23 protein-coding genes and 1 pseudogene are annotated in these 26,942 nt (G+C 63.0%); 20 read left to right on the forward strand and 4 right to left on the reverse strand.

Translation table 11 applies throughout. The annotated features are described in order from the left end of the window. Together CKO25_RS16140 and CKO25_RS16145 are read right to left on the reverse strand one after the other, a co-directional pair. The coding region (locus tag CKO25_RS16140; protein ID WP_200388981.1) for a serine hydrolase at positions 1-679 on the reverse strand (679 nt) is incomplete at its 3' end. Positions 680-782: 103 nt separating this feature from the next. Continuing rightward, positions 783-1,322, reverse strand: coding sequence for a hypothetical protein (locus CKO25_RS16145; protein WP_200388982.1), 540 nt, complete (start codon positions 1,320-1,322; stop codon positions 783-785). Between the two features lie 144 nt (positions 1,323-1,466). Between CKO25_RS16145 and CKO25_RS16150 the strand changes: the two genes are divergently transcribed. The 7 genes and pseudogenes from CKO25_RS16150 (at position 1,467) to CKO25_RS16190 (ending at position 10,501) form a co-directional block, all read left to right on the forward strand. Further along, positions 1,467-2,267 (forward strand): SDR family NAD(P)-dependent oxidoreductase, encoded by an 801-nt coding sequence (locus CKO25_RS16150; RefSeq protein WP_200388983.1) that lies wholly within the window; start codon positions 1,467-1,469, stop codon positions 2,265-2,267. Positions 2,268-2,299: 32 nt separating this feature from the next. Then, positions 2,300-2,941 (forward strand): TetR/AcrR family transcriptional regulator, encoded by a 642-nt coding sequence (locus CKO25_RS16155; protein ID WP_200388984.1) that lies wholly within the window; start codon positions 2,300-2,302, stop codon positions 2,939-2,941. 321 nt (positions 2,942-3,262) lie between these two features. Further along, positions 3,263-4,315, forward strand: coding sequence for an efflux RND transporter periplasmic adaptor subunit (locus CKO25_RS16160; protein ID WP_200388985.1), 1,053 nt, complete (start codon positions 3,263-3,265; stop codon positions 4,313-4,315). Next, positions 4,312-7,350 (forward strand): efflux RND transporter permease subunit, encoded by a 3,039-nt coding sequence (locus CKO25_RS16165; protein ID WP_200388986.1) that lies wholly within the window; start codon positions 4,312-4,314, stop codon positions 7,348-7,350. Before CKO25_RS16160 ends, CKO25_RS16165 begins: the two co-directional genes overlap by 4 nt. 274 nt (positions 7,351-7,624) lie before the next feature. Beyond that, positions 7,625-8,458 (forward strand): annotated as a pseudogene (locus tag CKO25_RS21300) (ISL3 family transposase). Positions 8,459-8,919: 461 nt separating this feature from the next. Beyond that, complete coding sequence (locus tag CKO25_RS16185) at positions 8,920-9,339, forward strand: PRC-barrel domain-containing protein (protein ID WP_200388989.1); 420 nt, start codon at positions 8,920-8,922, stop codon at positions 9,337-9,339. A 190-nt stretch (positions 9,340-9,529) separates the two neighbouring features. Continuing rightward, positions 9,530-10,501, forward strand: coding sequence for a hypothetical protein (locus CKO25_RS16190; RefSeq protein ID WP_200388990.1), 972 nt, complete (start codon positions 9,530-9,532; stop codon positions 10,499-10,501). 476 nt (positions 10,502-10,977) lie between these two features. Here CKO25_RS16190 and CKO25_RS16195 read toward each other — a convergent pair whose 3' ends face one another. After that, a complete protein-coding gene (locus CKO25_RS16195; protein ID WP_200388991.1) occupies positions 10,978-11,502 on the reverse strand; it encodes a hypothetical protein in 525 nt (174 codons plus the stop codon). A 131-nt stretch (positions 11,503-11,633) separates the two neighbouring features. Next, a complete protein-coding gene (locus CKO25_RS16200; RefSeq protein WP_200388992.1) occupies positions 11,634-13,472 on the reverse strand; it encodes a metallophosphoesterase family protein in 1,839 nt (612 codons plus the stop codon). A gap of 526 nt (positions 13,473-13,998) precedes the next feature. Here CKO25_RS16200 and phnD (CKO25_RS21650) point away from each other — a divergent pair. The 13 genes from phnD (CKO25_RS21650) to CKO25_RS16265 all read left to right on the forward strand — a co-directional run bounded on the left by phnD (CKO25_RS21650) (position 13,999) and on the right by CKO25_RS16265 (position 26,914). Then, entirely contained in the window at positions 13,999-14,556 is a 558-nt protein-coding gene (gene phnD / locus CKO25_RS21650) for a phosphate/phosphite/phosphonate ABC transporter substrate-binding protein (protein ID WP_200388993.1), read from the forward strand. Next, positions 14,444-14,959: a phosphate/phosphite/phosphonate ABC transporter substrate-binding protein gene (phnD, locus tag CKO25_RS21655; RefSeq protein ID WP_338115152.1), complete on the forward strand. Its 516-nt coding sequence runs from the start codon at positions 14,444-14,446 to the stop codon at positions 14,957-14,959. The genes phnD (CKO25_RS21650) and phnD (CKO25_RS21655) overlap by 113 nt, the downstream gene beginning before the upstream one ends. Before the next feature lie 174 nt (positions 14,960-15,133). After that, the gene (phnC, locus tag CKO25_RS16215; RefSeq protein WP_200388994.1) at positions 15,134-15,958 is read left to right on the forward strand and encodes a phosphonate ABC transporter ATP-binding protein; all 825 of its coding nucleotides are present in this window, start codon (positions 15,134-15,136) and stop codon (positions 15,956-15,958) included. Further along, positions 15,955-16,794, forward strand: a complete 840-nt coding sequence (gene phnE, locus CKO25_RS16220) for a phosphonate ABC transporter, permease protein PhnE (RefSeq protein ID WP_338115151.1) — start codon at positions 15,955-15,957, stop codon at positions 16,792-16,794. The genes phnC and phnE (CKO25_RS16220) overlap by 4 nt, the downstream gene beginning before the upstream one ends. Beyond that, entirely contained in the window at positions 16,794-17,609 is an 816-nt protein-coding gene (gene phnE / locus CKO25_RS16225; protein ID WP_200388995.1) for a phosphonate ABC transporter, permease protein PhnE, read from the forward strand. Before phnE (CKO25_RS16220) ends, phnE (CKO25_RS16225) begins: the two co-directional genes overlap by 1 nt. Positions 17,610-17,933: 324 nt before the next feature. After that, on the forward strand, positions 17,934-18,989 hold the full coding sequence (gene pstS, locus CKO25_RS16230; RefSeq protein WP_200388996.1) for a phosphate ABC transporter substrate-binding protein PstS: 1,056 nt from the start codon (positions 17,934-17,936) through the stop codon (positions 18,987-18,989). 238 nt (positions 18,990-19,227) lie between these two features. Continuing rightward, positions 19,228-20,205 carry a phosphate ABC transporter permease subunit PstC gene (gene pstC / locus CKO25_RS16235; protein WP_200388997.1) on the forward strand — a complete coding sequence of 326 codons (978 nt, stop codon included), beginning with the start codon at positions 19,228-19,230 and terminating at the stop codon, positions 20,203-20,205. Then, positions 20,202-21,092 carry a phosphate ABC transporter permease PstA gene (gene pstA / locus CKO25_RS16240; RefSeq protein ID WP_200388998.1) on the forward strand — a complete coding sequence of 297 codons (891 nt, stop codon included), beginning with the start codon at positions 20,202-20,204 and terminating at the stop codon, positions 21,090-21,092. Before pstC ends, pstA begins: the two co-directional genes overlap by 4 nt. 20 nt (positions 21,093-21,112) lie before the next feature. Beyond that, the gene (gene pstB, locus CKO25_RS16245) at positions 21,113-21,952 is read left to right on the forward strand and encodes a phosphate ABC transporter ATP-binding protein PstB (protein ID WP_200388999.1); all 840 of its coding nucleotides are present in this window, start codon (positions 21,113-21,115) and stop codon (positions 21,950-21,952) included. Between the two features lie 72 nt (positions 21,953-22,024). Further along, positions 22,025-23,092, forward strand: a complete 1,068-nt coding sequence (gene pstS, locus CKO25_RS16250; RefSeq protein WP_200389000.1) for a phosphate ABC transporter substrate-binding protein PstS — start codon at positions 22,025-22,027, stop codon at positions 23,090-23,092. A 110-nt stretch (positions 23,093-23,202) separates the two neighbouring features. Further along, positions 23,203-23,856, forward strand: a complete 654-nt coding sequence (locus CKO25_RS16255) for a hypothetical protein (protein ID WP_242467671.1) — start codon at positions 23,203-23,205, stop codon at positions 23,854-23,856. A gap of 123 nt (positions 23,857-23,979) precedes the next feature. Beyond that, positions 23,980-25,830, forward strand: a complete 1,851-nt coding sequence (locus CKO25_RS16260) for a pyruvate kinase (protein WP_200389001.1) — start codon at positions 23,980-23,982, stop codon at positions 25,828-25,830. A gap of 319 nt (positions 25,831-26,149) precedes the next feature. After that, positions 26,150-26,914 (forward strand): HAD family hydrolase, encoded by a 765-nt coding sequence (locus CKO25_RS16265; RefSeq protein WP_200389002.1) that lies wholly within the window; start codon positions 26,150-26,152, stop codon positions 26,912-26,914. The last annotated feature ends 28 nt before the right edge of the window (positions 26,915-26,942 follow it).

The raw sequence follows: 26,942 nt of genomic DNA on the forward strand, positions 1-26,942 counted from the left end.
TGAGGCGCGCCAGTGTCTGCTCCACCGGCTCGCGCAGCGCCATCGCGCGGATGAACACCATGTTGATGTCCGAGAACGGGTGGTCGTAGCCCTCGTCGAAGGCCACGCCCGAAGACATGGTGAGCGCGTCCTCGATCGGCACGTCGCCATACGACGAGTCGGCCAACGCCGGCACGTAGGCGCCGATCGGGTCGCGGACGGACGCGATTCGGCCTTCCTCTACGGCGATGCCGATTAATGCCGACACGACCGACTTCGCCACCGACCAGGAGGTGAAGGGCGAGGTCTCGTCGGCGCCCGGGTGATAGGCCTCATGGGTGATCGCGCCACGGTGAACAACGATCAACCCGGTCGTCACCGTACGGTCGAGAAAGGCCTCGAGGTTCCGCTCGGCGCCGTCGTAGCGGTAGGTGGCGGGCAAGGGGCGCGGGTCGACATCGAAGGCCCAGACGCTGCCCTCACGCGGAATCGGACGAGTTGGGAAGATCCGGTCCATTGCGCGAAAGTTCTCGACCCGATGGGCCTCGGCGAACAGGGTGAATCCGGCCCAGTACGGGCTCTGCCGCAGCCAGAGGACACCGGCCAGCCCCAGCACCAGCAGGCCACCCAAGCCCCACAGCGCGATGCGCACCACACGTCTTCCAAGTGTCATCGAACCAAATCCAAGGCGTCCATTCATGGCACAGCATCTTGCCTGCAGCGCTGGGTTAACGCACGCTCGGCTGACTTCGCCCACCGATTCAACCGGCGCCTCGACAAGGCCGACTTGCTGCAGCGCCTTGTCAGACCCCCATACCAATTGGCGGTTGATGACCGCCCAGCATGAGCCCACTCACCGTGGACAACAAAAAGGTCATGATGAGCCCCGCAATGACGGCCCGGTGGAAGATCGGTATCGGGCGCTCGCCCACATGCTTCAGGAGTTGCCAGGCCAGGAAGCCCTGGGTGGCCGTCAAGAGGATGGCTGCTACCGCCATCAATCCAAACATCGCCGCGTGGAACGAGTCTGCGACGTTGTAGTGCGAAGGAGAGCCTGAGCCCGCCTGAAAACTGATATAGGTCACTTCGAACAGTGAGGTCAGGATGAGGGTCCAAACCATCTTCCGGTTGGCCGGCGATACCCTCGCATGCTGGGGCAAAAGCCCCATGAACCACGCAGTGCTGAGTGAGAACAGCGCCGTGGACGCCATGAACTTCAGCGGCTTGGCCCATACGCTGACGTCCCCGATGGTGCGCGAGTCAATCACCAGCAACACGAGCGTGGGCACCATCAGGGCGAGCATCATCAGCGCATAAATCGTCAGTACGCGCTGGCGCCGCATGAGCTCGGTGATCGCTCTCCTGCCTACAAAGACCCGTGGAAGGACCATCTCTCTGCTGAAGTGGATCAAGGGACACCTTGCTAGTTGACACCGTCAACAATGTTGTTCTAGTGTGTAGACACTGTCAACAGCCTGGAGCGTCTGATGTCCACACACCCCTCATTCTTGAACCGGTACGGCCCATGGGCATTGGTGACGGGTGCATCGGACGGCATCGGCCAGAGCTTCGCCGTGGCACTGGCCCGGCGCGGTATGGACGTGGTACTGGTCGCCCGCAGGCGAGAAAAACTCGAGTCTCTGGCCCAAAAAATGAGACAGGAGCACTCGGTTCAATGCCGGGTGGTCGCTGCTGATCTCACGACTGCCGAGGGGCTTGCCGCCGTACTGGAAGCCACGTCGGAACTGGAAGTGGGTCTCGCCGTTTGCGCAGCGGGTTTTGGCACCGCCGGCCCGTTTCTCGACGGGGACCTGGACAACGAACTCAACCTGCTGCAGTTGAACTGCGGCGCGACCACGGCATTGAGCTGGCACTTCGGCAAGCGGCTTGCGACGCGCGGACAGGGCGGCCTGATCCTGCTGAGTTCGATCGTCGCCTTTCAAGGTGTACCCCGTTCAGCCCACTATGCTGCCAGCAAGGCCTATGTCCAGACCCTTGCGGAAGGTTTGCAGCTTGAGTGGCGAGGCCGTGGGATCGATGTGTTGGCCGTAGCGCCGGGGCCGGTGAACACGGGTTTTGCCAGCCGATCCCAATTGAACATGGGGAAAGCGGAGAGCCCGGACGTGGTAGCCGAACAGAGTCTGAAGGGGCTCGGCCGGGGCGGCACGGTGCGCCCGGGCATGCTGTCCAAGTTGTTGGGCTACTCGTTGGCCATGACTCCGCGCTGGGGTCGCACCCGAATCATGGGCCTGGTGATGCGAGGCATGACCAGGCACCAGCACGCCTGACCGGCCAAGACCACTTCGCGAGAAACCGCCCCATGCCCACAGCGAAAGCCAAACCAACCGATCTGAAAGAAGCGTGTGTCCAGGCCGCTCACGAAGTCATTGCCGAGCACGGTGTGGAAGGCCTGAGCATGCGTGACGTGGCACGCAAACTGGGGATTTCCCATCAGGCACCCTACCGGCACTTCGAGAGCCGCGATCATCTGCTGGCTGAAATCATGCGTCGATGTTTTGCCGATTTCGCACTGCACCTGGATCAACGCCCTCCCAGCACCGAGCCGCACGCGAATCTGGAGGGGATGGGAGAAGCCTATCTGTCGTATGCAGAGCTCAAGCCTCTGGAGTACCGGTTGATGTTCGGCACGCCTTGGCCGGAACCCGCGCAGCACCCGGATCTGGTCAAGCACGCCCTACACGCCTTCGACATCTTGCGCGACAGCTTGCGGAGGATGCATGGCGACGGCCCAGGTCGACGGGCCCAGGCCGACCTGGACGCCTTGTTTATTTGGTCCACGTTGCATGGCATGGCCAGCATCAAGCAGGCCAACGTGATGCAACACCTCGAGCTCGAGCCCGATGTCATGGACCGCTTCAAGGCGGACTTGATGGCCAAGATCGGTATCGCCCTTGCTGGAGGAGAAGCGACAAACAGCGCATCCGAGAAGGCGAAGCGATGACACTGACGAGGCTTTTGGCGCTGGGTGGCATCAGCGTCACGATGATCGGGTGCGCGGCCTTCAACTACGTTGAGTGCGAGGCAGTCGCTGCCAGCGCTGGTTGAACATCTTCGGCGTGCCGGTGTGTCTGGACCCATCGACTCGAACCCTGGTGCTTGCGTGCCAGATGGGCGGAGGCCACCTGGGCCCAGCGCCGCCGTTGTCTCCACGGGCTGATTGGGGAGCCTCACACGTGCGGTCTGTCTCGACGGTCCGGCGGACACGGTTGTTTGGGAATACTGCAAGCGGGCGGAGGTGTTTATGGGGGCCTTGAGCCGCTCGATGGGTATTGCGGGACTGGCGTTGGTCGGTGCGCTCAGCGGATGCGTAGACCACGCCGGCTCGGTGCCGGCGCTGCAGCCACCGGAGATGGCCGTGCGGGCCATGGCGGCGCAGTCCCTCGAGGACACACGTGTTCTCCACTTCGCCGGGGTGGTGGAATCCCGGGAGCGGGCCACGCTGACGTTCCAGGTCGGCGGCGTGCTGCGCGAACGCGTCGTCGAACTGGGCCAGAGAGTGACCATGGGGCAGCCGCTGGCCCAGTTGTTCAATCCTGAACTGGACCCGGCACGTGACGTGGCCCGGGAACGCTTGCGGGAGGTGGAGGCCGAGGCTGAGCAGGCCCGGGGTGATCTGATCCGCGCCCAGCAGTTGTTCGAGCGCGGCGTGCTGGCGGAACAGGAACGCGATCGGCAGGCCGCCCGGCTCGATGCACTGGAGGCGTCCATGGGCAGCGCCCGCGCGAGTCTGCGCCAGAGTGAGCAACTGCAACAGGAAACGCGCCTGTTCGCCCCGTTTGCCGGAATCGTAGAGACGGTGTTTGCGGAACCCGGGGAGTACGTGGGGGCCGGCCAGCCGGTGGTCCGACTGGCGGCCGCAGACGGGCTGAAGGTCGAGGTGACGGTGCCGGCACGGATGCTGGACGGCCTTCGGGTGGGCGACACGATTCCAGTCGGGAGCCCCCTCGAAGGCTGGAGCGGCCAGGGCCGGGTGACGGAAATCGGTGCCAGCGGTTCCGAGGGTCGCGTGCTCTACCCCCTGGTGGTGGGCCTGAACGGCGTCCCCGCGCGGGCCGGCGACGCCGTGGAAGTGATCCTGACCGACCGTCGGCCAGCTTTCGTGGCAGTGCCGTTCCAGGCGGTGATGCGGTCCGCTAACGGGCTTGCGGTGTTCCGGGTCGAGGGTGGACAGGTGCGGCGGGTACCGGTGACCGTGACTCGGGTGCAGGGAGAATGGGCCCTGCTGGAGGATGGCGCACTGCAGGTCGGGGACGCGGTGGTGTACTCTGGCCTGACCCGGCTCGCGGACCGCGATGCCGTGAGATTGCTGCCATGATCTCCTGGTTGCAGCACCGGGTGCGCCTGATCGGACTGGTGGTGGCGGCGCTCAGCGTGTTGGGACTGTTGTCCTACCTGACCATGGCGCGTCAGGAGGACCCCAGCTTTCCCTATCGGGCCGGGTTGATCACGGTGCCGTATGCCGGCGCCACGGCCGAGGCGGTCGAACGTCTGGTACTGACCCCACTGAGCGATGAGCTCCTCCAGGTGGAGGAAATCGACGCCTTCTCGGCCACCGCGCGCACCGGTGTGGCGTTGGTCAGCATCGGCCTCAAGGATCGCATCTACGACACCGACGCCGCCTGGGAGCGGGTTCGGCAGGCGATGGAACGCGCACGGGCGGAGTTTCCGAGCGGGGTCGGCACCCTGACGCTGGACGATCGCCAGATCGACATCCCGGCCGTGGTGCTGGCCGTTCGTGGCGATGCCTCCCTGACTCGTCTCACGCTGGAGGCGGAGCGGCTGAAGCGTGCGCTGATGGACCTGCCCGGGCTGTCCCGCGTCGAACTGCTGGGCGACGTGGACGAACAGATCGTGATCGCCATCCGCGATGCGGAACTGGGCCGCCTCGGCCTGAGCCCGGATCGCCTGGCGCAGGTGCTGGCCTCCCGCAACCAGGTGATCCCCGGGGGATTCATCGTCGTCGGTGACACCCGCCTGGGGCTCCTGCCGAACACGGAATTCCCCGACCTTGAGGCTCTCCGAGGCACCCAGATCTCCCTGCCGGGCGGGGGCAGTGTGCCCCTGTCCGCGATCGCCGACCTGTGGCGGGCGCCCCGCGAGCCGGCGCAGCCCAAGGCGTGGTACGACGGGGATCAGACCGTGCTGGTGACCCTGATCGCCCAGCGCGGTCAGGTGGATGCGATTCGCTTTGGCGCCGAGTTGCGCCAACGGCTCGACGAGCTGCGCAGCGACTTCGCGCCGCTCGTGATCGACGAGATGTTCTTTCAGCCGGACCAGGTCGAACAGCGGCTCGGCGACCTCACGCGGAGCCTGCTTCTGGCGCTGCTGATCATCAACACCGTGGTGTTTGTCGGCATGGGGTGGCGCATGGGGCTGGTGGTCGCCACGATGCTGCCGCTGGTGGCCCTGATCAGCCTAGGCCTGTACAACCTGGGCGGGGGCATTCTCCACCAGATCGCGGTCATCGGGATGGTGATCTCGCTGGGGATCCTGGTCGACAACGCGATCGTGATGGTGGAGAACATCCAGGACCGGCTCAACCGCGGCGAGGATCGCGGGCAGGCCATGGCGAATGCCGTACGCGAACTGGTGGGGCCCCTCGGGGCGGCCACGGCCACCACTCTGGCGGCCTTCGTGCCCCTGCTCCTATCCCGGGGTGCGACTGCGGATTTCACACGGGGCATCCCGGTGATGATCATGCTGACCCTGAGCATCAGCTACCTGCTGGCCGTCAGCGTGGCGCCCGTGGTGGCCGCCCGGTTCCTGCGGCCGGCACCCCGCGTACAGAGCGTCTGGATGGCGGGCCTCGCGGGTTTTCTGGCCCGACTCAGTACCGGGCACCCCTGGATGGTGATCGCGCTCGGGCTGGCCCTGCTGCTGGGTTCGCTCGCGCTGACCCCCTGGATGAAGCTGCAGTTCTTTCCCAATGCCGACCGGCCGCAGGTGGTGGTGGAACTGTATCTGACCGAGGGCACCGACCAGGCCCTCACCGAGGGGGTGGCCACGGACCTTGAGGCCGCGATTCGCGAGCGGCCCCGGGTGCGGCAGGTGCACCGGTTCGTCGGGTCCAGCGGCCCGGCCTTCTACTACAACCTGCCCCGGGCCAACGAGGCCCCGAACCAGGCCCGCCTGGTGGTGAACATGGCGAGCCTCTCGGATACCGAGGGCCTGATCCGCTGGGTGCGGGCGTACGTGGCGGAGCAGCGGCCGGAACTGGACGTGGTGGCCACCACGCTGGGTCAGGGACCGCCGCGGGTCGCCCCGATCGAGGTGCGCGTGTTCCATCCGGACGAGCGCCGCCGCATCGCCGCGGCGGAACAGATCTTCGCCTGGTTGAAGGCCATCCCTGATACTGCGGACGTGCGTCACGACATCGATCTGGGCGTGCCCGCCCTCGCGTTCGAGGTCGACGACGCCCAGGCCGCTCGCCTGGGCCTGAATCGGGCGGATGCGGCCCGGGCCCTGTTTGCACGTTCCCTCGGGCAACCGGTGGACATCTACCGGCAGGAGGCAGATCCGATCCCGATCGTGCTGCGGACCCCGGAAGGCGTCGCGCAAACTCCCGAGCAACTGCTGTCGACCCGGGTCTTCAACGCAGCGGGGGATGCGATTCCACTGCCCGCGCTGGCCCGGGTCGAGGCGCGGTGGCTCCCCGCCACCATCCAGCAGCGCAACGGTGTGACCCTGTATACGGTGACCGCCCACCTGGAGCGGGGTGTCGGCTATAACGAGGTGTTGCGCGCCCTGGAAGCGAACATCGCGGCGGCACCCTTGCCGGCCGGTACGCGGATCGAGTTCGGGGGTGACGCCGAAGGGTCCGGGGACGCCAACCGTGCCATTGCGACCACGGCTCCCGTCGGCCTTCTGTTGTTGCTGTTCTTCCTGCTCCTGCAGTTCAATTCCTACCGCCGGATCGGCATCATCCTCGTCACCGTTCCGCTCGCGGCAGTGGGAGTGATCCCCGGCCTGGTATTAACTGGCCAGCCATTCGGGTTCCAGTCGCTGCTCGGTGTCATCGCGCTGGTGGGCATCGTGGTGAACAACGCCATCGTGCTGATCGACCGGATCGACCAGAACCTCCGCGAGGGCCGTCCGGTGCATGAGGCGGTGGCCGAGGCAGTCCGGCGGCGCACGCGCCCTATTCTGCTTACCACCGCCACCACCGTCGCCGGCCTGCTGCCGCTCGCGTTTTCGGCATCGACCCTCTGGCCGCCCATGGCCTGGGCGATCATCTCCGGTCTGCTGGCCTCCACCCTATTGACCCTGCTGGTGATCCCTGCGCTCTGCTGCACGCTGATGAGGGCTCTAACCCAACCGACAGCAACCACGCCAGTACCATTGCATGCATGATGATGATGGTTTGGGCAGTGAGATCGAACTTCGCCATTTGCCACGACTCGAATACCGAGTGCTGTTGATCTGACGCCCGAAGCGCGATCAATGCCGCTCCTGCGAAGGGCACCCAACGACAAGTCAAATCCTGTCATGGTATACACCACGTGCCTCGGTCACAAAAGCTTTCGAGCAACAGATGCTTTTGGAATGGATCAACAGCACGCTTGAGGATGAGAGCCGGAAACAGGCCATTGGCTTCGATACACGACAAGGTATCCTCAATCGTCGGATGACGTCCAAGGTTGAGTGGGATCACATTCAAACCATTGAGGTCGCCGGGCTCGACGAGATCGCGTTGAAAACAGGACATCGTGATGTGATCGTCGTGGTCAGTGCCGATATTGATGGTGCGCTGCAGGTGATTGGCTTGCTCAGTGAGCGCACCAAAGCTGCCGTTCAGGCATTTTTTAAGAGCATTCCCAAGCGGTTACGACGTACCGTCAAGGTCATCTGCACGGATCTCTATGCCGGTTTCATTGGGGCTGCGAAAGCCGTTTTCGGAAAACGTGTGCTCATTTGTGCAGATCGTTTTCGTATTGCTCTCCGGTATCGAGAGAGTTTTGAGACCCTACGGAAACGGGAATGGAAGCGGTAACGGCGGACGTTCACGAAATCGACATTGGATCGGTTCAAAAACGTGCATTGGCTCTTGCGCCATCGCCGCGCGGATTTCACCGACGATGAGCGTCGTATCCTCAATCGTTTGTTTGTTCACTCGCCCCAAATCAAAGACGCTCACGATGCGTGCGAAGCGCTCACCGTGATCGATGAAAGCCCTCTCTCAACAGGACAAGGAAAACGTCAAATTCGTCGCTGGATGCGACAGGTCTCGAATCGCGGAATCAGGTGTTTCGATCGCTTTCTTGGGACGCTTGGAACGCATTTCGCTGAGATCACCAATGATTAGGTCAACCGTCAGACGAGCGGGTTTGTTGAAGGCCTCAACAATCAATTGAAAGTCCTCAAACGACGCTGTTACGGCATCACCAACCTCGCCCATTTGTATCAAAGAGTGTGCTTAGATCTCAGCGGATACGCTCGCTTCGGCGTGAGACCAATATGAATCAATGCGTTAGATTTTTCGTGTTCAGCGACTTTTCGTAGTTGATGTGTACGCAAAATATAGCGTTAAATAATTGTTTTTAAATCCTTTTTACATTCTCCTGAAATCCGGGAGAGCACGGCTCTCGGAATTTTATGTCATTAATTCAATAATTTAGTTCCTATACCGCCTCTCAACGCTTATCTGTCGCCCACGCGATATCCCGCACCGTCAAAAAACGTTCACATCGGTTCTCTGAAATTGCCCAATTTAAGTGGCCTGGATAGAGGTTGCCGTGATGGGTTTCGAGATTGTTTCTCGCTACAGTCATTAATGTGCGTCAGCGTACCGAACAACGCGAGGAGCCGGCCTAAAGTAAACACCTGTTCGCCGCAAGTGCGACGAACAGTTTTCCGGTGCTAGGCCGCTGGAAACCACGTAAAAAAGCAAGGTCCATGACCGTAATATGAATGGAGATGACCATGAACTACACAGAGCGCGATACCCTCGGCATGTATCGAGGCGGGACCGACGCAGGCCCCGGCCCCGAGTTGATGGGAGCCGATACCCTCGTTGGCAATGATGTCTACAACCAGCAAGACGAGGATCTCGGTGACATCAAAGAGATCATGTTGGACATGCGCAGCGGTCAAGTGGCTTACGCCGTGCTGTCCCTTGGCGGTTTCCTCGGCATGGGTGAGAAATTATTCGCCGTGCCATGGAGCGCCTTGACACTCGATACCGAGAACAAACGTTTCGTGCTGAACGTCGACAAGGATCGCCTCGAAAGCGCCCCGGGATTCGACAAGGACATGTGGCCGGATATGGCAGACCCGTCTTGGGAACAGGGCATTCAGGCGTACTACGGGACCACGCCCGATTCGGGCGAGCGGCCCCAGTAAGGAAGTACTGAACTATCCATTCCCGGGATGATCAACGGCCGGGCATCCTGCCCGGCTGCAAACGCGGATGAAACATCCGAAACCACACACTGACTGCGACTCAGGCCCTTGGGTCGATCCGACAACATATTGGTTTCATCCGATGATGTCGTGAATAAAAAACCGAGCTTCTCGCAACCGGAGACTAACAATGAGTGAGACTCTTCCGAACCATCCCTTAACTGATTCATTCAGCCGGCATAATTCATTGACTGCGACCGATGCAGATATCTATCGCGGTACCGATTCCATCGCGACAGCTTATTCCAAAACCCCTTATCGAGGCGATCGCGCTTTGTCTTGGGGCGCGATCTTTGCCGGTGCGGCCGCGGGCGCAGCCCTGTGGTTGATTCTGCTGATGCTGGGGGTCGGTTTAGGTCTGTCCGCGGTCTCTCCCTGGCAGTTCGAAGGCGTCACGGCAACGACCCTCGGCGTCTCGACCATCCTCTGGTTGACCTTGTCCCATCTCGTGGCCGCCGGGCTGGGTGGGTACCTCGCCGGGCGGTTCCGCACCGACTCGATCTCGGCTTCCAAGGACGAGGATTACTTTCGCGACACCGCACATGGCTTTCTGTCGTGGGCTGTGGCCACGCTCGTGAGCGCTGTACTGCTGACGTCCGTCGTTGGTTCGATTGTCGGCGGGGGCATTCAAGCCGGAGTAGCCGGCAGTGTCGCGGTGGGTCACGCGATCGTCGTCGGCTCCGAGAACGAATCCGAATCGCCGAACAACACTCTGAGCTATTTCATCGACTCGCTCTTCCGCGCCGGCACTACGGGTGGTGCTGCAGACCCGAGCTCGGCCGCGGCGACAATGGAGAGCGCGCGCATCTTTATCAATGGAATACGTGTGGGAGAACTACCCGACGAGGATCTGCGGCATATCGGGCAGGTGGTCGCGGACAGGACCGGCCTGAGCCAACGCGACGCGCAGGAGCGAGTGGCGAATACCTTTGCACGCCTGCAGACCACGCTGCAGGAGACCGAGACGACCGCGCGAGAAGCGGCTGACGAGGCCCGCAAGGCGTCAGCCTATGCGGCGCTATGGGCGTTTATCTCGATGCTGATTGGCGCATTTGTCGCCAGTCTCGCCGCCACCCTCGGCGGCCGTCAGCGCGAGGCATGACGCCTTCACCCAACCATCAACTTCGGAGACTGCCATGCGTTCGATCCTACTGCTCTTTCTTGGGGTTCCCATTCCGATCATCATCCTGATCGCGATCTTCTTCCGCTGAATCTCGCCACCCCATTGATCGGCTGCCGGGCGAAGGTACTTGAGGGCGCTCGGCCCGACAGTCGTGCATCGGTTGTAATCAGCGAGAGCAGTATGCATTGGCGGATCTGCACTTCGCTGTCGCAACACGCTATTGCTCGTCACTGCCTTGCGCAGCACGTCCGCGATGCGCGATGCCCGGTCGCTGCGGGATGACGTCTTGCCGAGAATGGCGCCCTTGTGCAATTGACCTGCATAACAGGCCGACCGGGGACCGAGCCGGCCGACACCAATCAGCTCGCTCCATCGAGATAGCCCGGAGACTGTGGTTTGTTCCCGTGGCATCACCTTCAATGGCCACGCACCGATGACCGGCAGGCCGCCCCGGCTCACGCCGTGCTGATCTCCTGATCCACACCGACTGCCGCTTGGATGACGGTCTGTGCGATCGCGGTCTCCTGCTCCGATTCGGTCTGCGCGACCAGCACGATCTGGTCGCTCGCAATCGCATCCCTGATCAGATCCGCAAACCGCCGTTCCTCGTTTCCGGCGTCGCCCGAGGCCCCGGCCACGGCACCCACCACACCGCCGACACTCGCACCCCAACCGAGCAGCATGAGAGGCGCGAGCAGGGGGCTGGCGATGAACAGCGTCACATTCGTCGCCACCAGAGCCATTCCCGCAAGGGCACCGAGACCGGTGCCAACGGCGGTACCGATGGCGCCGTCGACGACCACGTCCTTCAGAACGGCGTCGCTGCGCTCTTGAACCGCAGACGGCGGCGGAAGCGCATCGCTTGCAAAAATCTGCATCCGCTCCCGCGGCAGCCCTTGCTCGGCAAGGCGGGAGAACACGCGCTCAGCGTCGTCGCGGTGGGCAAAAAACCCCGCGACGTAATGGTGGTATTCACTCATGTGCTTTCTCCTGTGCCGAAAATGTACGCGACAGATGGACTTTGAGCCTATCCGATCACAGCGGATTCATCCGTGCGACAGCGTACAGAAGGGAAGCGATGGCCTGTCGCCACCGGGTACGAATCCAACCTCTAGGGTCGCAAAGCGGGCTGGTGCTCAAGTCTGAGCACATCACTTGTGACAAGAGCCCATGGCCTCAGGATAAACCGATCCACCGTCCGAACTTCCGAATCGCGCCTACCGGTGTCGAAGGCATAGCTGGTGACCGACCCGTCGGAGGTATCGAGGATCGAAAAGAGCGTGAGCCGATTGCTCGCGACAAAGGGCAGGACTTGGTCGCCGTCGGTTTCGGGGGCAATACTCGGCGCAATAGGTTCGAGTCCGTTCGGGTCGCCCTGAGCGGTGGCGTTGGAGGCGTCCCAGGGGGTCGACGGCAACGGACGGGTTTCGCCGCCGAGGACATGGAAGGCCCCGAAGCTGTTGCCAACATTCGAGGTTTCCAAATAGTGCACCCCTTGATCGAAGAAGCGGTTCCAGAGGTGCGAGTGTCCGTTCACGACCAGCTGCACACCGGCCTGTCGAAGCAGCGGCTCCAGGTCCCGAACCAGATAGTCGTCTGCGCGCGGATACTCGTAGCGCACGCCGGTGAGTGCCCCGTTCGTGTCGCGCTCTTCGATGCGCACCGGATCGGTAAAGGGCGGCGAGCTGTTGGCGCCTAGGCTATGGATGGGTTGATGCATCAAGACGACGCGATACTTTGCGTTTCGGAATGCGGGACTCGCGACCTCGCGTTCGAGCCACGCAAGCTGATCGCTGCCGCGGTCGATCCGCTCGAAGATGTGCTGTCCCCAGCCTTGGTCGAGTGGGTCGTCCGGGAGCGGGTCGACCTCGCGATAGCGGCCCGGTCGAGCGGCGTCGAGCTTGGGCGTGCGCCAGATCTGCGTAACGTAGAGTCCGACGACGCGGATGTCGCCGAAGGTCTCGGCCCAATAGGTTTCGCCGCCGGGCGAGTCATCCGGCAGTGCGAAGAGTTCCAGATAGCTGTCGAGATTGAAGCTGTTGTCCGTGATCCAGCGCGCGCGGATCTCGGGATCGCCGTTCGGATTGATTTCCCCGGCACACTTTTCGTACGCCGTCTCGGCAACCTTGCGCGGCACCGCCGCGTTGAATTCGTCGGCGAGACCCCGGCCGGGCAGCGACCGCCCCATGACCTCGTGGTTGCCGATGATCGTATAGAGCGGCGCATGTTGGATCAGGCGTCCGCCGCGATAGCGGGTCTCGTGTCCATCTTGATCTTCGATGATGGCCGAAGCGCGACCCTGCAGGGCCGGGAAGAAGGCGGTCCCGCGGGCATCGTCGAACCACTGGGAGGCGCGATCCGGATGATTGACCAAGTCGCCGACGACGAAGACGGCATCGACCCGCCCGACCGTCTCCTCGACCTTTTGAAGATTGGCGGGGGTCATGGGGAGCGTTTGGTGATCAGACGTCAGCAGGATCTTAACGGCCTGACCGGGCGGCGGTTTGGGCGCGAGCGTGAAGACATCGCTCAGGACCGGGCGACCCGTGTTGTCGAGACTCAACACGCGGTAGGGCACCCGCTCGCCCGGCCGAAGCCCCTCTGCCCGAGCGGCATGCCGCCGAAGCTGTCTTTCGATCGGGCCGTCCGGCGCGTCAACCGGAGGCCGAGAATCGCCGTCTTCACGCATACGCGAGAGCCGTCCGGTCGAAGCTGCGGTCACCCGAACCGCGAGATCGGCAGGGATGACATCGGCCGGGCCGTCCGCAATTCGCGCGGGATCCGGCTCCGCGATGCGCGCGGCATCCGAGCCGAACAGCAGCCAATGGCCCTTGCCGGTGAATTCGGTGACCCAAGCCACCTCGACCGAGTCATGGGTCGGACGCTGCAGGTAGGGGTCGGTGAGGAGTTGCGGCTTGATGGGTAGATCCTCGGCAGATCCGACGCACATGGCCGGGGCGCTAGTCAGGAGCAATCCGGTTAGGATACATCGGACCACCAACCCGGTTACCGGAGAACCGGCGAGCGGTTTTGGCCGAAGGATGTTCGGGGGGAATGTTTCTTGGCACATGATGGCATCCACCTCTCTATCCCGTTGCCGCTTCGGCCATCACGGACTCTATCGGCTTGGAATGACGCTTCGGTGACACCCGATGATTCGTTCGACCGCTCGGAGATTCGGTCGAGGCCCGGGGTACGGCATCGAGCTGATTGACCTGGCATGTTGCCTTCGTAACGTTCTTCACGACCAAGGTCGACGGGAACGGGGCGGGCTATCGATCGTGGACCTCGAAGGTATAGTCGTCGGCCCGGGGAGCTTTTGGCACGGCAGCGAGGGCGGCAACCTCGGGGGCCGCGAGAACCTGGTGCCGGAGGTTAACCCGGGTCATCCAAGCGATCGTCCCCACCGTCAAAGAACGGTCACATCGATTCTCTACAATCACGCAATTTCCTTGACCGGGAAGGAGGTTGCCGTGATGGGTTTCGAGAGATCGCGCCGTGTGTTCTTGGTTGGGGTGGCCGCGCTGGCCGTGGTATTGGCCGCGCCCGCGAATGCCATGGATCCGCGCTACACGGACGCCGACGGTGATCTCACCGCCGATCCGCCCGCGGATCCCAAGGACTGGCTCGACCCAGATGTGCTGATCTTCGCCTACACGCCGGTGGAGGATCCGGCGGTCTATGCGAAGGTCTGGGATGGCTTTCTCAAGCATCTGGAAGAGAAGACCGGCAAGCGGGTTCAGTTCTTCCCAGTGCAATCGAACGCGGCTCAGATTGAGGCGATGCGGGCCGGCCGGCTCCATGTTGCCGGCTTCAACACCGGATCCAACCCGCTCGCGGTCAACTGTGCCGGCTTCGTGCCCTTTGCCATGATGGCCTCGGCCGACGGCAGCTATGGCTACGAGATGGAGATCATCACCTATCCCGGCAGCGGCATCGAGACGGTCGAGGACATCAAGGGGAAAAAAGCTTGCCTTCACCGCACCGACCTCCAATTCGGGCTACAAGGCACCCTCTGCAATGCTCAAGGCTGAGTATGGTCTGGAGGCCGGGAAGGACTTCGAGCCGGTGTTCTCCGGCAAGCACGACAACTCCATCATCGGTGTCGCCAACAAAGACTATCCGGCGGCGGCGATCGCCAACTCGGTGCTGCAACGCATGATCGCGCGCGACGTGGTCCAACCCGAGCAATTAGTGAGCCTTTACACATCACAGACCTTCCCGACCACCGGGTACGGTCTGGTCTACAACTTGAAGCCGGAGCTTGCCGAGTCGATCAAGGACGCTTTCTTCAGCTTCCCGTGGGAGGACTCGGCGCTGGCTGCCGAGTTCGAGAAGTCCGGCGAGGCCCAGTTCATCCCGATCGATTACAAGACCCATTGGGAGGTGGTTCGACAGGTCGATGCGGCGATGGGTGGGAGCTACGAGTGTCGTTAAGGCGCCGACTCTCAGCCGCGGATCCCGTTGTCTTGCCGGTTTGCAATGATCCCGCCCATGGGATAGACAAGCGCAGCGCCGTCTATCCTCGGGTGTTCGTTCGTCCCACGGCCGCGCTCAGCGGCTGATGTCGGCTAGGTCCTACCCGAAATCCGAGCACGCCCGAATGACCCCATGCTCCGTCTCGAATCCCTGACCAAACGCTATCTCACCGGTGATCTGGCGCTCGCCGATGTGTCGTTCGAGATCCCGGCAGGGCAGGTGGTCGGGCTGATCGGGCCGTCCGGGGCGGGGAAGTCGACGCTGATCCGTTGCGTGAATCGTCTGGTCGAGCCGACCTCGGGTCGAATCTGGTTGGGGGATCTGGAACTGACGCGGCTCGGCCGCCGGGGGCTCAGGCGCGCGCGCCGTCGCATGGGGATGATCTTCCAGGAATATGCCCTGGTCGAGCGGCTGACCGTGATGGAGAACCTGCTTTCGGGCAGGCTCGGATACGTCTCTTTCTGGAGCAGTCTGATCCGTCGGTTTCCGCCTGCGGATATCGAAAATGCCTTTCGGCTCTTGGATCGCGTCGGCCTGACGGAGCAGGCGGACAAGCGTGCCGATGCACTCTCGGGCGGTCAGCGCCAACGCGTCGGGATCGCTCGCGCGTTGGCCCAAGAGCCGGAGATCCTCCTGGTGGACGAGCCGACCGCGAGCCTGGATCCGAAGACCTCGCGCCAGATCATGCGGTTGTTGCGCGAGGTGTGCGCGGAGCGGGGCCTGGCGGCGGTCGTGAATATCCATGACGTCGTGCTGGCCCGCGAGTTCATGATGCGCATCGTCGGCCTGCGTGCCGGGGCGATCGTCTACGACGGCGGCCCCGATGGACTGACGCCGGCGGTCCTGACCGAGATCTACGGCGAAGAGGATTGGACGGCCTCGAGCGATCTGTCCGACACCGGGCCGTCCGCGCGCCCGGTCGTGCCGGGTGCCGACGAGCTGGTCGGCGCCTTGTGAGCGGACCGGCGGTACTGCCCGATCCGGCGAGCGAAGGGGCCAGGCGCTACCCGAGACACTGGCGGCGTCCCCCGCTTATCTCCGATGGCCGACTGCGCTGGGCGATCTACGCCGGCGTCCTCCTGTATCTGGTCGTCGGCATCGGCGCCGTCGAGGTGAATTGGGGCCGCCTGAGCGAAGGCTGGGAGCGCGGTCTGCGCTTTCTCGGCGGCTTCGTCGAGCCGGACTTCATCTCGCGCTGGGACGACATCCGTGCCGGTTTGATCGAGAGCCTCACCATGACCCTGACCGCGACGGTGGTCGGGGTCTTGATCTCCATCCCGGTCGGGATCGGCGCGGCGCGCAACATCGCCCCGTCCCCCGTCTATCTCGCCTGCCGTGCCTTGATCGCGCTCTCGCGATCGCTCCAGGAGATCATCGTCGCCATCCTCTTCGTCGCCATGGTCGGGTTCGGTCCGCTGGCGGGCTTTCTGACGCTGGCCTTCGCGACGATCGGATTTCTCGCCAAGCTCCTGGCCGAGGACATCGAGGATATCGACGCCGCGCAGGTCGAGGCGATCCGCGCGACGGGTGCGGGCTGGTGGCAGGTGCTCGATTACGGGATTCGCTCCCAGGTCACGCCGCGTCTGATCGGACTCTCGCTCTACCGGCTCGACATCAATTTTCGCGAATCGGCGGTGATCGGGATCGTCGGCGCAGGCGGGGTCGGGGCGACCTTGAATACGGCGCTCGACCGCTATGAGTACGACTCGGCCGCGGCCATCCTTATCCTCATCATCGCCATCGTGTTGGTGACCGAGTACGTCTCCGGTTGGGTGCGCGCTCGGGTACAGTGATGGCGATTCGGCAAACCCCCGATGGCCCGATCTGGCGCAAGCGCACGACGCCGCAGTCCCTCGCGCTCTGGTTCGGCTGGCTGCTGCTGGTGCTGCTGTTCGTCCTGGCCTGGGAGGCCATGACCCGCAACCAGATCTGGGCCTTCGTGTGGGACGCCCCGGAGCAGGCCGCGGATCTCTTCGGGCGGATGGTGCCGCCGCGCTGGTCCTACATGGACCAGCTCTGGGTGCCACTGTGGGACACCATCAACATCGCCACATTGGGCACCCTGCTCGCGATCGTCCTCGCCGTTCCGGTCGCCTTCCTCGCGGCGCGCAATACGACCCCGAGTCCGCTGCTCGTGCGTCCGATCGCCATCTTCATCATCGTGGGCTCGCGCTCGGTCAACGCGCTCATCTGGGCGCTTCTGCTGGTGGCCATCCTGGGTCCGGGCTTGCTCGCCGGGATCATCGCGATCGCCCTGCGCTCGATCGGCTTCATCGGCAAGCTCCTCTATGAGGCAATCGAGGAGATCGACCCGCGGCAGGTCGAGGCGATCCGGGCGACCGGGGCGGGGCCTGCGCAGGTGTTGGACTTCGGCATCGTGCCTCAGATCATGCCCGCCTTCGCCGGTATCACCCTGTTCCGCTGGGACATCAATATCCGCGAGTCGACCGTTCTGGGTCTGGTCGGCGCGGGTGGGATCGGGCTGCAGCTCAAGTCGTCGGTCGACAGCCTAGCCTGGCCCCAGGTGACCCTCATCTTTATCGCCATCCTCGCAACCGTGATCCTCAGCGAGTGGGTCTCCGCACGGGTGCGTGCGGCCTTGATCTGAGCGGTGCCCGGCTGCGGGTACGCGAACCGTCACTCGGAAAGTCGGCGATGCTTTTCGCTCATTCCCGCCTGTTCTTTCTCGACCGAGCGGATGGGGTTGGTCCGGTGGCCTTGAGGCAGTGGATCGGCCCGATGTCCTCGACACCACTCCCACGGCGCTCGGTCCACACATCACCGGTGCGTAGCCGCGAGAATCGTCAAGCCGCCTGCCATTTGTCATCAAACATTCATGCCAAGGTCACGCGTTTGGCAGAAAACTCCGAGAGAATTCGGGCCGAAAGAATCCGTCGCCTTTCATCTCGACCGTTCCCGGAGAACATCTCTCATGCCAATGTTATCCCTTGTGAAAACCGCTATCGCGGCCGGTTGCTTGTCGGCAGTTGCGTTCTCTCCCGCCGCCTTCGCGGACGTCAAGCTCATGGGCTCCGGCGCGAGCTTTCCCGCGCCCATCTACGCGAAGTGGTTCAAGGACTTCAGCGCCGCGAACAAGGGCGTGCGTGTCGACTACCAGTCAAAGGGCAGCGGCGCGGGCATCCAGGATTTCATCAACCAGGTCGTCGACTTTGCCGGCAGCGACGCCGCCATGAGCGACGAGGAGATCGCACAGGTCAAGAACGGCGTCGTGCTGCTCCCCGTGACCGCGGGCGAGATCGTCCTGACCTACAACCTCAAGGGTGTGGATGAGCTCAGGCTGCCCCGCGACGTCTATCCGGCGATCTTCTCCGGCGAGATCACGAAGTGGAACGATCCGAAGATCGCCGCCGCCAACCCGGGCGTCGAGCTGCCGGACCAAGAGATCACGGTCGTGGTCCGTTCCGACTCCTCCGGCACGACCTACGTCTTCACAGGGCATCTGGCCGAGATCAGCGAGTCCTTCAAGACCACTGTCGGGCACGACAAGTCGCCGCAGTGGCCGAAGAGCACCAAGTTCGTGAAGGCGCCCAAGAACGACGGCGTCACCGCCACGGTTAAGCAGACCCCGGGCTCGATCGGATATATCGAGTACGGTTTCGCGAAGCTGACCAAGGCCCCGTCGGCCATCCTCGAGAACCAGGCCGGCAAATTCGTGGCCGGTGGCGCCGAGACCGGCGCGGCCGCCTTGGCGACCGCCGAGTTCCCCGGAGGCACGCTGCCGGGCTCGAACGTCCCGGATCTCCGCGCCTGGATCATGGACCCGGCGGGCGATGACGCCTACCCGATCGTCAGCTACACCTGGCTGCTCTTGCCGGAGACCCAGGACGCCGACAAGGCCCAGGTGGCGCGTGACCTCGTCGAGTATGTCCTGACCGAGGGTCAGAAGAGCGCCGACTCCATGGGCTACATCCCGCTGCCCGCGAATGTGGTCGAGAAGGTCCGCGAGGTCTCTCAGCTGGTGCAGTAATCCGTCCTCACGCCAGGACCGCGGGCTTCGGAGTATTTCGGGGGGATGGGGCGCGCCGGTTGACATGGGGTGAGCCGGCAGATGCGCCCGTGCAGATGCGCCCGTGCGGATCCGCCGTCCGGAACGCCGTCACAGGCGATCCGGACGGATGGGCCACCGCATCCGATCCGCCCGGCAAGGCTCAGCAAACCGCCAGTCCTTCGTTCCGATCGACGCACATCCAGGCAGATTCAAACCCATGGCAGTGAATCCATTCCAGCATGCCGACTCGGCAAGCAGTATCTCCGGACCACCCTCCGGAAGCGACTATCTTGCCGATTCCATCTTTCGCGTCATCGCGCTCTCCTGCGCGTCTCTGATCGTTGTCCTGATCCTCTATATCCTTTGGGAGATCGGCGGTTTGGCGTTGCCGGCCATGGCGCAGCACGGTCTCGGCTTCGTCTCTGGTACGACCTGGAATGTCGGCTCACAGGAGTTCGGTGTCCTGCCGGAGATCTGGGGAACCCTCTACAGCTCCTTCCTGGCTTTGATCCTAGGCGGGACCTTCGGTGTGGGCATCGCCATCTTTCTCACCCAAGATTTCATCCACGCCCGTCTCGCTGCGGTCTTTCGGACCATCGTCGAGCTGCTGGCCGCAATCCCTTCGGTGGTCTACGGCCTCTGGGGCATCTACGTGGTCATCCCGATGCTGCGCCCCGTGGCCGAGTGGCTGCACAGCGAGCTCGGCTTCATCCCGATCTTCGGCACCGAGCTGAGCGGTCCGGGCATGGCGCCCGCGGCACTGGTGCTCGCCATCATGATCCTGCCGACGGTCGCGGCCATCACGGTCGATGCCTTCCGGCGCATCCCCTACAAGGTCAAAGAGGCCGCTTACGGGATGGGCACGACGCGCTGGGAGGCCATCCTCAAGGTGATGCTGCCGACCGCCTCCTCCGGCATCCTCGCCGCCTTGGTTCTGGGATTCGGGCGTGCGCTCGGCGAGACCATGGCCCTGGCGATGCTGATCGGCAACAGCAACCAGATCAACCTGTCGCTGTTTGCGCCGGCCAACACGCTCGCCTCACTGCTGGCGTCGAGCTTCCCCGAAGCCGGCCAGATCGAGGTGCAGGCGCTCATGTATGCCGCCGTGGTGCTCCTCGTGATCACCCTTATCGTCAACATCCTCGGACTGGGCATCCAGCAATACACGGTCCGTAAATTCGAGGGCAAGGCATGAGCGACATCGACCTGACCTCACGTCCACCCGCGATGCAGCCGTTGAGCCTGGAGCGTCGGCCGTTCGAGCTGCGTGCCCTGACCAGCGGATTACTGACGGGACTGACCTGGGGTATCGCCATCCTCGGCAGCATCCCGCTCTTTTCGGTCATCATCATGTTGGTGGCCGAGGGCGGTTCCCGGCTGGATATCGAGGCACTCACCGCCCTGCCGCCCGCCGGGTTCGAGATGGGCGGCGGCTTCGGCAACGCCATCATCGGCACACTGGTGATGGTCGCCATCGCGGCCGCCATCAGCGTGCCGCTCGGTCTGCTCGCGGCCATCTATCTGGCGATCCTGGATCCCTACAGCGTCGTGGCCGGGACCTCTCGCTTCGTGGCGAAGACCCTGACCGGCTTCCCCTCGATCCTGGCAGGTGTCTTCACCTACGCGGTGCTGGTCATCAACTTCGGTTATTCGGCAGTGGCGGGCGGTGTCGCTCTCGCGGTTCTCATGCTGCCGACCGTGGTGCTGGCCGCGGAGGAGTCCATGAAGCAGGTGCCTCAAAAGATGACGGACGCCGCCTTCGGCATGGGCTGTACCCGCAGCCAGGTGATCTGGAAGGTCGTGCTGCCGACCGGGCTTCCCGGCATCCTGACCGGTATCATGCTTGCCGTCGCCGGCGCGGCGGGCGAATCCGCGCCGCTGCTCTTCACCGCACTCTTCAGCAACTACTTTATGTCCGAGCTGATGGAGCCGACCGCGTCGCTTTCTATTCTCATCTATAACTTCTCGGCCATGCCCTTCGACAACCAGATCGAGCTCGCTTGGGCCGCGTCGTTGGTCTTGGTTCTCATGGTCCTTGTCTTCAATATCCTGGCGCGCCTCATCGGGCAGTCCAAGGTGTAACCCATCCCGAGGAATCAGTCATGAGCGCGACAGCAGAAGCAATGGCGCAATCCATCTTACCCACGGCGGCCGCCTTCTCCCCGGTCGGACCGACGGTGATCGACTGCCAGCTCGAAAAGGTCTTTTACGGCGATTTTCTCGCCGTCCGCAACAGCAACGTCCCGATCGAAAAAGGCAAGATTACAGGCTTCATCGGCCCCTCGGGTTGCGGCAAGAGTACCGTCCTGCGTAGCCTGAATCGGATGAACGATCTCATCCCGATCTTCCGGTTCGAGGGCCATGTCAAATACCACGGTCAGGACGTCTACGGGAAGAATGTCGACCCGGTCGTGGTTCGGCGTTACATCGGCATGGTCTTCCAGCAGCCGAATCCCTTTTCCATGAGCATCTTCGACAACGTCGCCTTCGGTCTGCGCCTGAACCGCTACAAGGGCAACCTCGAGGAGCGTGTGCAGAAGGCGCTGGAGCGCGCAGCACTCTGGAAAGAGGTGAAGGATAAGCTGCAAAAGAGCGGGCTCTCCCTGTCCGGCGGTCAGCAGCAGCGGCTGTGCATCGCCAGGGCGATCGCGACCGAGCCCGATGTCCTGCTGATGGACGAGCCCTGCTCGGCCCTCGACCCTATCGCCACCCGTCAGGTCGAGCAGCTCATGCTCGAGCTCAAGGAGCGCTACACGGTCGCCCTGGTCACGCACAACATGCAGCAAGCGACCCGCGTGGCCGATACCACGGCCTTCTTCGGTGTCGACATCTCGCAAGGCGGACGCACCGGCTATCTGGTCGAGATGGGCGAAACCAGCCGGATCTTCGAGGACCCCCAAGAGGAGCTCACCAAGCAATACGTCTCGGGCGAGTTCAGCTGATCCTGTCGCAGCGCGCGCGCCGTCGTGCGGCTTGGCGCGCGCCCAATCCATTTCAGTTCACGAGGACGGGCCATGACGAGTCTTCCCGGGTTTAAGCGCGCCGCTTCGGCAGTCGTTGTCTCGATCCTATTGACAGCATGCGGCGGGGAGTCGACCGATACGACGATGGAGTCCCCCACCGGGCTGCAAGTCACGGGGGCTGGCGCAACCTTCCCCGAACCCCTCTACCAAGAGTGGATTCGCCGCTATAACGCGAAGCAAACCGAGGCGCACTTTGTCTACGAAGGCGGAGGCAGCGGCGAGGGCGTCAAACGCTTCATCGCCGAGAAGGTCGACTTCGGCGCCAGCGACTCGGCCATGACAGACGAGCAGATCGCTCAAGTCGCCCGGGGCACCACGCTGATCCCGGCCACCGCCGGTATGGTCGTGCTCGCCTACAACCTGCCGGGCGTGGAAGGCGAGCTGCGGCTGCCACGCGATGTCTATGTCGATATCTTTCTCGGCAAGGTCTGGAAATGGGACGATCCCCGGATCGTCGCGGCCAATCCGCACCTCGACCTTCCCTCGAAGCTGATCCAGACGGTGGTGCGCCGCGACGGCTCCGGGACCACCTTCGTCTTCACAAACCATCTCGGCACCATCAGCCCGACCTGGCTGACCGAGGGGCCGGGAATCGGAACCCTCATGAACTGGCCCGGCGGGGCAATGACCGGGAACGGCAACGAAGGGGTCGCGCACAAGATCAAGATCAGCCACGGGTCGATCGGCTACATCGAATATTATTTCGCGAGCCGTCTCGGACTTCCGATCGCCACCCTGCAAAACAGGGCCGGCAATTTCGTCAGACCGGACGCCGAGAGCGGACGTCGCACACTCGAAGCGGCAGCAACGGCTGGCATGCCCGAGAATCTGCGGCTCTTCGTCCCGGATCCCGAGGCAGAAGACGCCTACCCCATCGTCAGTTTGTCGTGGCTATTACTATACGGACAGTACCCGGAACCGGCGAAGGCGACGGCACTGAAGGCTGCCGTGACCTGGGCCCTGGACGCCGGACAGCCGATCGCCGAGGAGTTGGGTTACATCCCGCTTCCGGCCAACATCGTCTCCGCAGCGTCACGTGCCCTCGACACGATCCGATAGTCAAAATCACATCGGTCGAATAGGTCGATCCAGGGATGGATCCTTCCCGAACCCAAGCCGCGCATCGGCATGGCCGACGTTCTTACCCACACGATCACAACAGTCATCCGATGCGACTGAACCTGACGGCAATCGATACGTCTCTGTACGCTGTCCAGAACGATTTCGATCGCATCAACCGGACCTTGAGCACGCCCCGGGATCCGATGACCGACATGGTCCGCCGGAACATGATGGCCGGCTACCGCATGGTCGACGAGGCCCTGGAGAGCGGGCTCGACCCCTTCGATGTAGGACACTCGCAATGGCTTCTGGAGCTCAATACCTGCGTGCTGTGCGGACAGGATGCCGAAAGGCGCAAGGAATATTCCATTCACATCGCCTTGACCCAGCAGCACTTCTACGAGCAGGACGGTGCCGGCATCGGCGGCTTGATGGAATGGCTGGCGCATCATCGGAGCGACAACGTCTGGTTCCGGGCTGCCGGTGTGTACGTCTACATCCTGAGCCGCCCGCAACTCTATATCGAAGGGAACCACCGCACCGGCTCCCTGATCATGAGTTATCTGCTCTCGCGTGAAGGTCAGCCACCCTTCGTGCTCTCCGTCGAGAACGCCAAGGCCTATTTCGATCCCTCCACGCTGGTCAAGGACTCACGCAAACACAGTCTCGACATGCTGATCACGGTGCCGAAGCTGAAGAAACGCCTTGCTCGACTCCTCAAAGGCAATGGCGCTCCCGGGTACCTTGTCGCTGACATTTGAAGCCCCGGCGGGGGCTACGGTGGGTGCCTCATGTGCCGTAACACAACCGTCGTATGATTTATTGGACTTAGGCCGGCACCCTCCCACCCTCCAGCGGATTCCAACCTAGCAGGCACTCTCCCCATGACCACGACGCCGACTTCTCGCCAACTGGAAAGGCCGATCGCCCAACTCGTCGCCCTCCGCAAGGGTGCCCTTGAGTTCGAGCGAGCCTACAACACCGAGATCGAGAAGGTTGAGCCCGGCCATCGCGACAGCACACGCAACTTCCTTCACTATCTCAGCATCCGTCAACACGACATCCGCAGTCTGCAACAGGACCTCGGTGCCTTGGGACTCTCCTCGCTCGGCGTTCTGGAGCCCCATGCCCTGGCGAGCCTCAACTCGGTGATGGCCATCCTGGAGCAGCTCAGCGGCAAGAATCTCGGTCCAGCGCCGGAGCCACCGGTGGATTTCCGCTCCGGGCCATTGCTGCTCCGGGATCACACCCGCGCACTCCTGGGCCCCGAGCCGAACGACCGCTTCGTTCGCATCATGGTGACCATGCCGAGCGAAGCCGCCTGGGATGCGCAACTGGTGCAGGATCTCCTCATCGCAGGGATGGATGTGATGCGCATCAACTGCGCCCACGACGGTCCTGATGCCTGGCTCGCAATGGTGGAAAACCTCCGTCGTGCGGAACGGATCGTCGGGCGCAACTGCCGCGTGCAGGCCGACCTGGCCGGTCCCAAGCTTCGCACGGGCGCCATTCGAGCGAGCGGCCGGGTGATGCGATTGGCGCCCGAACGCGATGTCTTCGGTCGCATCGCCAGACCCGCTCGGATTTGGCTGACCACGGCAGCCGCGGCCGAGCCGACTCCCGAGGATGTTCGCTTCACCCTCGGGATCGAGTGTCGTCTGCTCGCACGCCTCGCTGTCGGCGATTGCATACGTCTGACCGACACGCGCGGTCAACACCATGAGCTGAAGGTCGTCGAGGCAGTCAGTCAATCATTCATCGCCGAAAGCGATCGGACCGCCTATCTTCAGGATGAGACCCAGGTGATAGGGATCCGGAACGGCGAGCCGGTCGGCGCGGGACGCATCGTGGGAATACCCGAGGTGGTCAACCCCATCTCCCTCCTGCCAGGCGATATCCTGATCTTGACCCGTCACAACGAGCCCGGCATGGGGGCCGAGCGCGACGCCTCTGGTCGTATCGTCGCGCCGGCACAGATCCACTGCACGCTCGATGCGGCGTTCGAGCAGGTCGCACATGGACACCGTGTCTGGTTCGACGACGGAAAGATCGGCGGTCTTGTTCAGGAAAACGACGGTCAACGCATCTTGGTGAAAATCACCCATACCGGGCCGCGCGGCGCCAAGCTTCGCGCCGAGAAGGGCATCAACTTCCCCGACACCGCACTCGCGATGTCCGCCCTGACCGACAAAGACCTCGAAGACCTGCCGGCGGTCGTGAAGTTTGCCGACATGGTCGCCCTCTCCTTCGTCCGTGGACCCGAGGATGTCAAGCGTTTGCACGATGAGCTTTACCGACTCGGCGCCAACCGACTCGGTGTCGTGCTCAAGATCGAGAACCGTCAAGCCTTCGAGAACCTCCCCCGAATCCTGCTCGCGAGTCTCAACTCGCCTCCCGTCGGGATCATGATCGCGCGGGGCGATCTGGCGGTCGAGGTCGGCTTCGATCGCCTCTCCGAGGTCCAGCAGGAGATCCTTTGGCTCTGCGAAGCGGCGCACGTGCCGGTCATCTGGGCGACTCAGATCCTCGAGGGGATGGCCAAAAAAGGGGCACCGTCACGCGCGGAGGTCTCGGACGCAGCCATGAGTATTCAAGCCGAATGCGCCATGCTCAACAAAGGTCCGAACATCGTCGAGACCGTCCAATTCCTCAACGGAATCATCGGACGCATGGACGAGCATTACGTCAAACGGCGCGCGACGCTGCGCAAGCTTTCGGTCGCACAGATCAAGTAAAGGCGCGTTCGCGGGTCCGCTCGGGGCTGCGCGCCCAAAACGTCATCGAGAACGTCAGATTGCCGGTGCGTGAGACCACCTTGCCAACCGAGGTCTGTTCGGAGAGATTCTACGAAACCGATGCCATCCATGCGGTCGACCTCTGCATCGGCGGGACCGTCTTAGCCCGGCTCTCCGACCCGGCGGACGGACCGACGGCGAGCGACCCGCTTCCCCGCTCGCACATTGAACGTTCTTTAAGGCCCTGATGGATTTCTCGGACCCGGGCGAGTTGGAGCACTTCAGTCCTATCTCTACGCCTTGAAACGAGGGCCGCTCGATGGACAAACCAACCGGCAAACTCTTCCGCAACTGCAAGCTCCTGTTGCTGGATTTCGACGGTGTCGTGACGACCGAGGCCGAAGACGTCGCACTAAAAGCCCAGACGCTTTCGGTCTTCGCCGCGATCGGGACACGATTCGGCGAGCGTCCCTTAAAGATGGTTCGATTAGCCAGCCGCGCGATTCATGACGCCGGTGGCACGGTCCAGCTTGGCCCCCTGCTCTATCACGCCGCCAGATTGCTGAAACCCGATGGCGAACCCCTCGAGCCAACCCTTGCCCGACTCATCGACGCCTGCACCGATGGACTGAACTATCGCAGCGTTGCGCGCGCTGGCACCGTGCTTCGTCAAGGACTCGATCTCATCAGGAGTCGGGGCATCGAGGTTGCGATCCTAACCAACGGCGTTAGAGAAAACGTCTTTCGCGTCTTGGCGATGAAGGGGCTGACCGAGGCATTCGCCCCCGAGCACATCTTCGACGCGATTTCGACACTGGACAAGCGGGGCAAGCTCCACCCCAAACCCGACCCTCAAGGCTACAGGTTCGTCCTCGAGGAACTGGGGGTTAAACCCCAGCAGTGCATCGTCGTGGACAATCGCCGCAAGAATCTCCGATCAGCGAAAGGCGAGGTCGGATGCTTCGGAACGGTCTATATCGGCACGAGCCTCAAACGAAAGGACCGAGGGGTGATCGACCACCTGGCGCCATCGTTCGAGCAGTTCATGGTGGAGGTTGTCGATGTGCTAGGAGCGGAGGCCTGAGTTGCGCCGGCCATCATGAGCTTGTCGA

It is taken from the genome of Thiocapsa imhoffii (genome assembly GCF_016583985.1).
GTDB lineage: Bacteria > Pseudomonadota > Gammaproteobacteria > Chromatiales > Chromatiaceae > Thiocapsa > Thiocapsa imhoffii.

What these genes read in the sequence shown, in the direction of transcription:
- CKO25_RS16145 (WP_200388982.1), bottom strand. Translation starts at nt 1,322, where the DNA reads ATGCGGCGCCAGCGCGTACTGACGATTTATGCGCTGATGATGCTCGCC.
- CKO25_RS16150 (WP_200388983.1), top strand. Translation starts at nt 1,467, where the DNA reads ATGTCCACACACCCCTCATTCTTGAACCGGTACGGCCCATGGGCATTG.
- CKO25_RS16155 (WP_200388984.1), top strand. Translation starts at nt 2,300, where the DNA reads ATGCCCACAGCGAAAGCCAAACCAACCGATCTGAAAGAAGCGTGTGTC.
- CKO25_RS16160 (WP_200388985.1), top strand. Translation starts at nt 3,263, where the DNA reads ATGGGTATTGCGGGACTGGCGTTGGTCGGTGCGCTCAGCGGATGCGTA.
- CKO25_RS16165 (WP_200388986.1), top strand. Translation starts at nt 4,312, where the DNA reads ATGATCTCCTGGTTGCAGCACCGGGTGCGCCTGATCGGACTGGTGGTG.
- CKO25_RS16185 (WP_200388989.1), top strand. Translation starts at nt 8,920, where the DNA reads ATGAACTACACAGAGCGCGATACCCTCGGCATGTATCGAGGCGGGACC.
- CKO25_RS16190 (WP_200388990.1), top strand. Translation starts at nt 9,530, where the DNA reads ATGAGTGAGACTCTTCCGAACCATCCCTTAACTGATTCATTCAGCCGG.
- CKO25_RS16195 (WP_200388991.1), bottom strand. Translation starts at nt 11,502, where the DNA reads ATGAGTGAATACCACCATTACGTCGCGGGGTTTTTTGCCCACCGCGAC.
- CKO25_RS16200 (WP_200388992.1), bottom strand. Translation starts at nt 13,472, where the DNA reads ATGTGCGTCGGATCTGCCGAGGATCTACCCATCAAGCCGCAACTCCTC.
- phnD (WP_200388993.1), top strand. Translation starts at nt 13,999, where the DNA reads ATGGGTTTCGAGAGATCGCGCCGTGTGTTCTTGGTTGGGGTGGCCGCG.
- phnC (WP_200388994.1), top strand. Translation starts at nt 15,134, where the DNA reads ATGCTCCGTCTCGAATCCCTGACCAAACGCTATCTCACCGGTGATCTG.
- phnE (WP_200388995.1), top strand. Translation starts at nt 16,794, where the DNA reads ATGGCGATTCGGCAAACCCCCGATGGCCCGATCTGGCGCAAGCGCACG.
- pstS (WP_200388996.1), top strand. Translation starts at nt 17,934, where the DNA reads ATGCCAATGTTATCCCTTGTGAAAACCGCTATCGCGGCCGGTTGCTTG.
- pstC (WP_200388997.1), top strand. Translation starts at nt 19,228, where the DNA reads ATGGCAGTGAATCCATTCCAGCATGCCGACTCGGCAAGCAGTATCTCC.
- pstA (WP_200388998.1), top strand. Translation starts at nt 20,202, where the DNA reads ATGAGCGACATCGACCTGACCTCACGTCCACCCGCGATGCAGCCGTTG.
- pstB (WP_200388999.1), top strand. Translation starts at nt 21,113, where the DNA reads ATGAGCGCGACAGCAGAAGCAATGGCGCAATCCATCTTACCCACGGCG.
- pstS (WP_200389000.1), top strand. Translation starts at nt 22,025, where the DNA reads ATGACGAGTCTTCCCGGGTTTAAGCGCGCCGCTTCGGCAGTCGTTGTC.
- CKO25_RS16255 (WP_242467671.1), top strand. Translation starts at nt 23,203, where the DNA reads ATGCGACTGAACCTGACGGCAATCGATACGTCTCTGTACGCTGTCCAG.
- CKO25_RS16260 (WP_200389001.1), top strand. Translation starts at nt 23,980, where the DNA reads ATGACCACGACGCCGACTTCTCGCCAACTGGAAAGGCCGATCGCCCAA.
- CKO25_RS16265 (WP_200389002.1), top strand. Translation starts at nt 26,150, where the DNA reads ATGGACAAACCAACCGGCAAACTCTTCCGCAACTGCAAGCTCCTGTTG.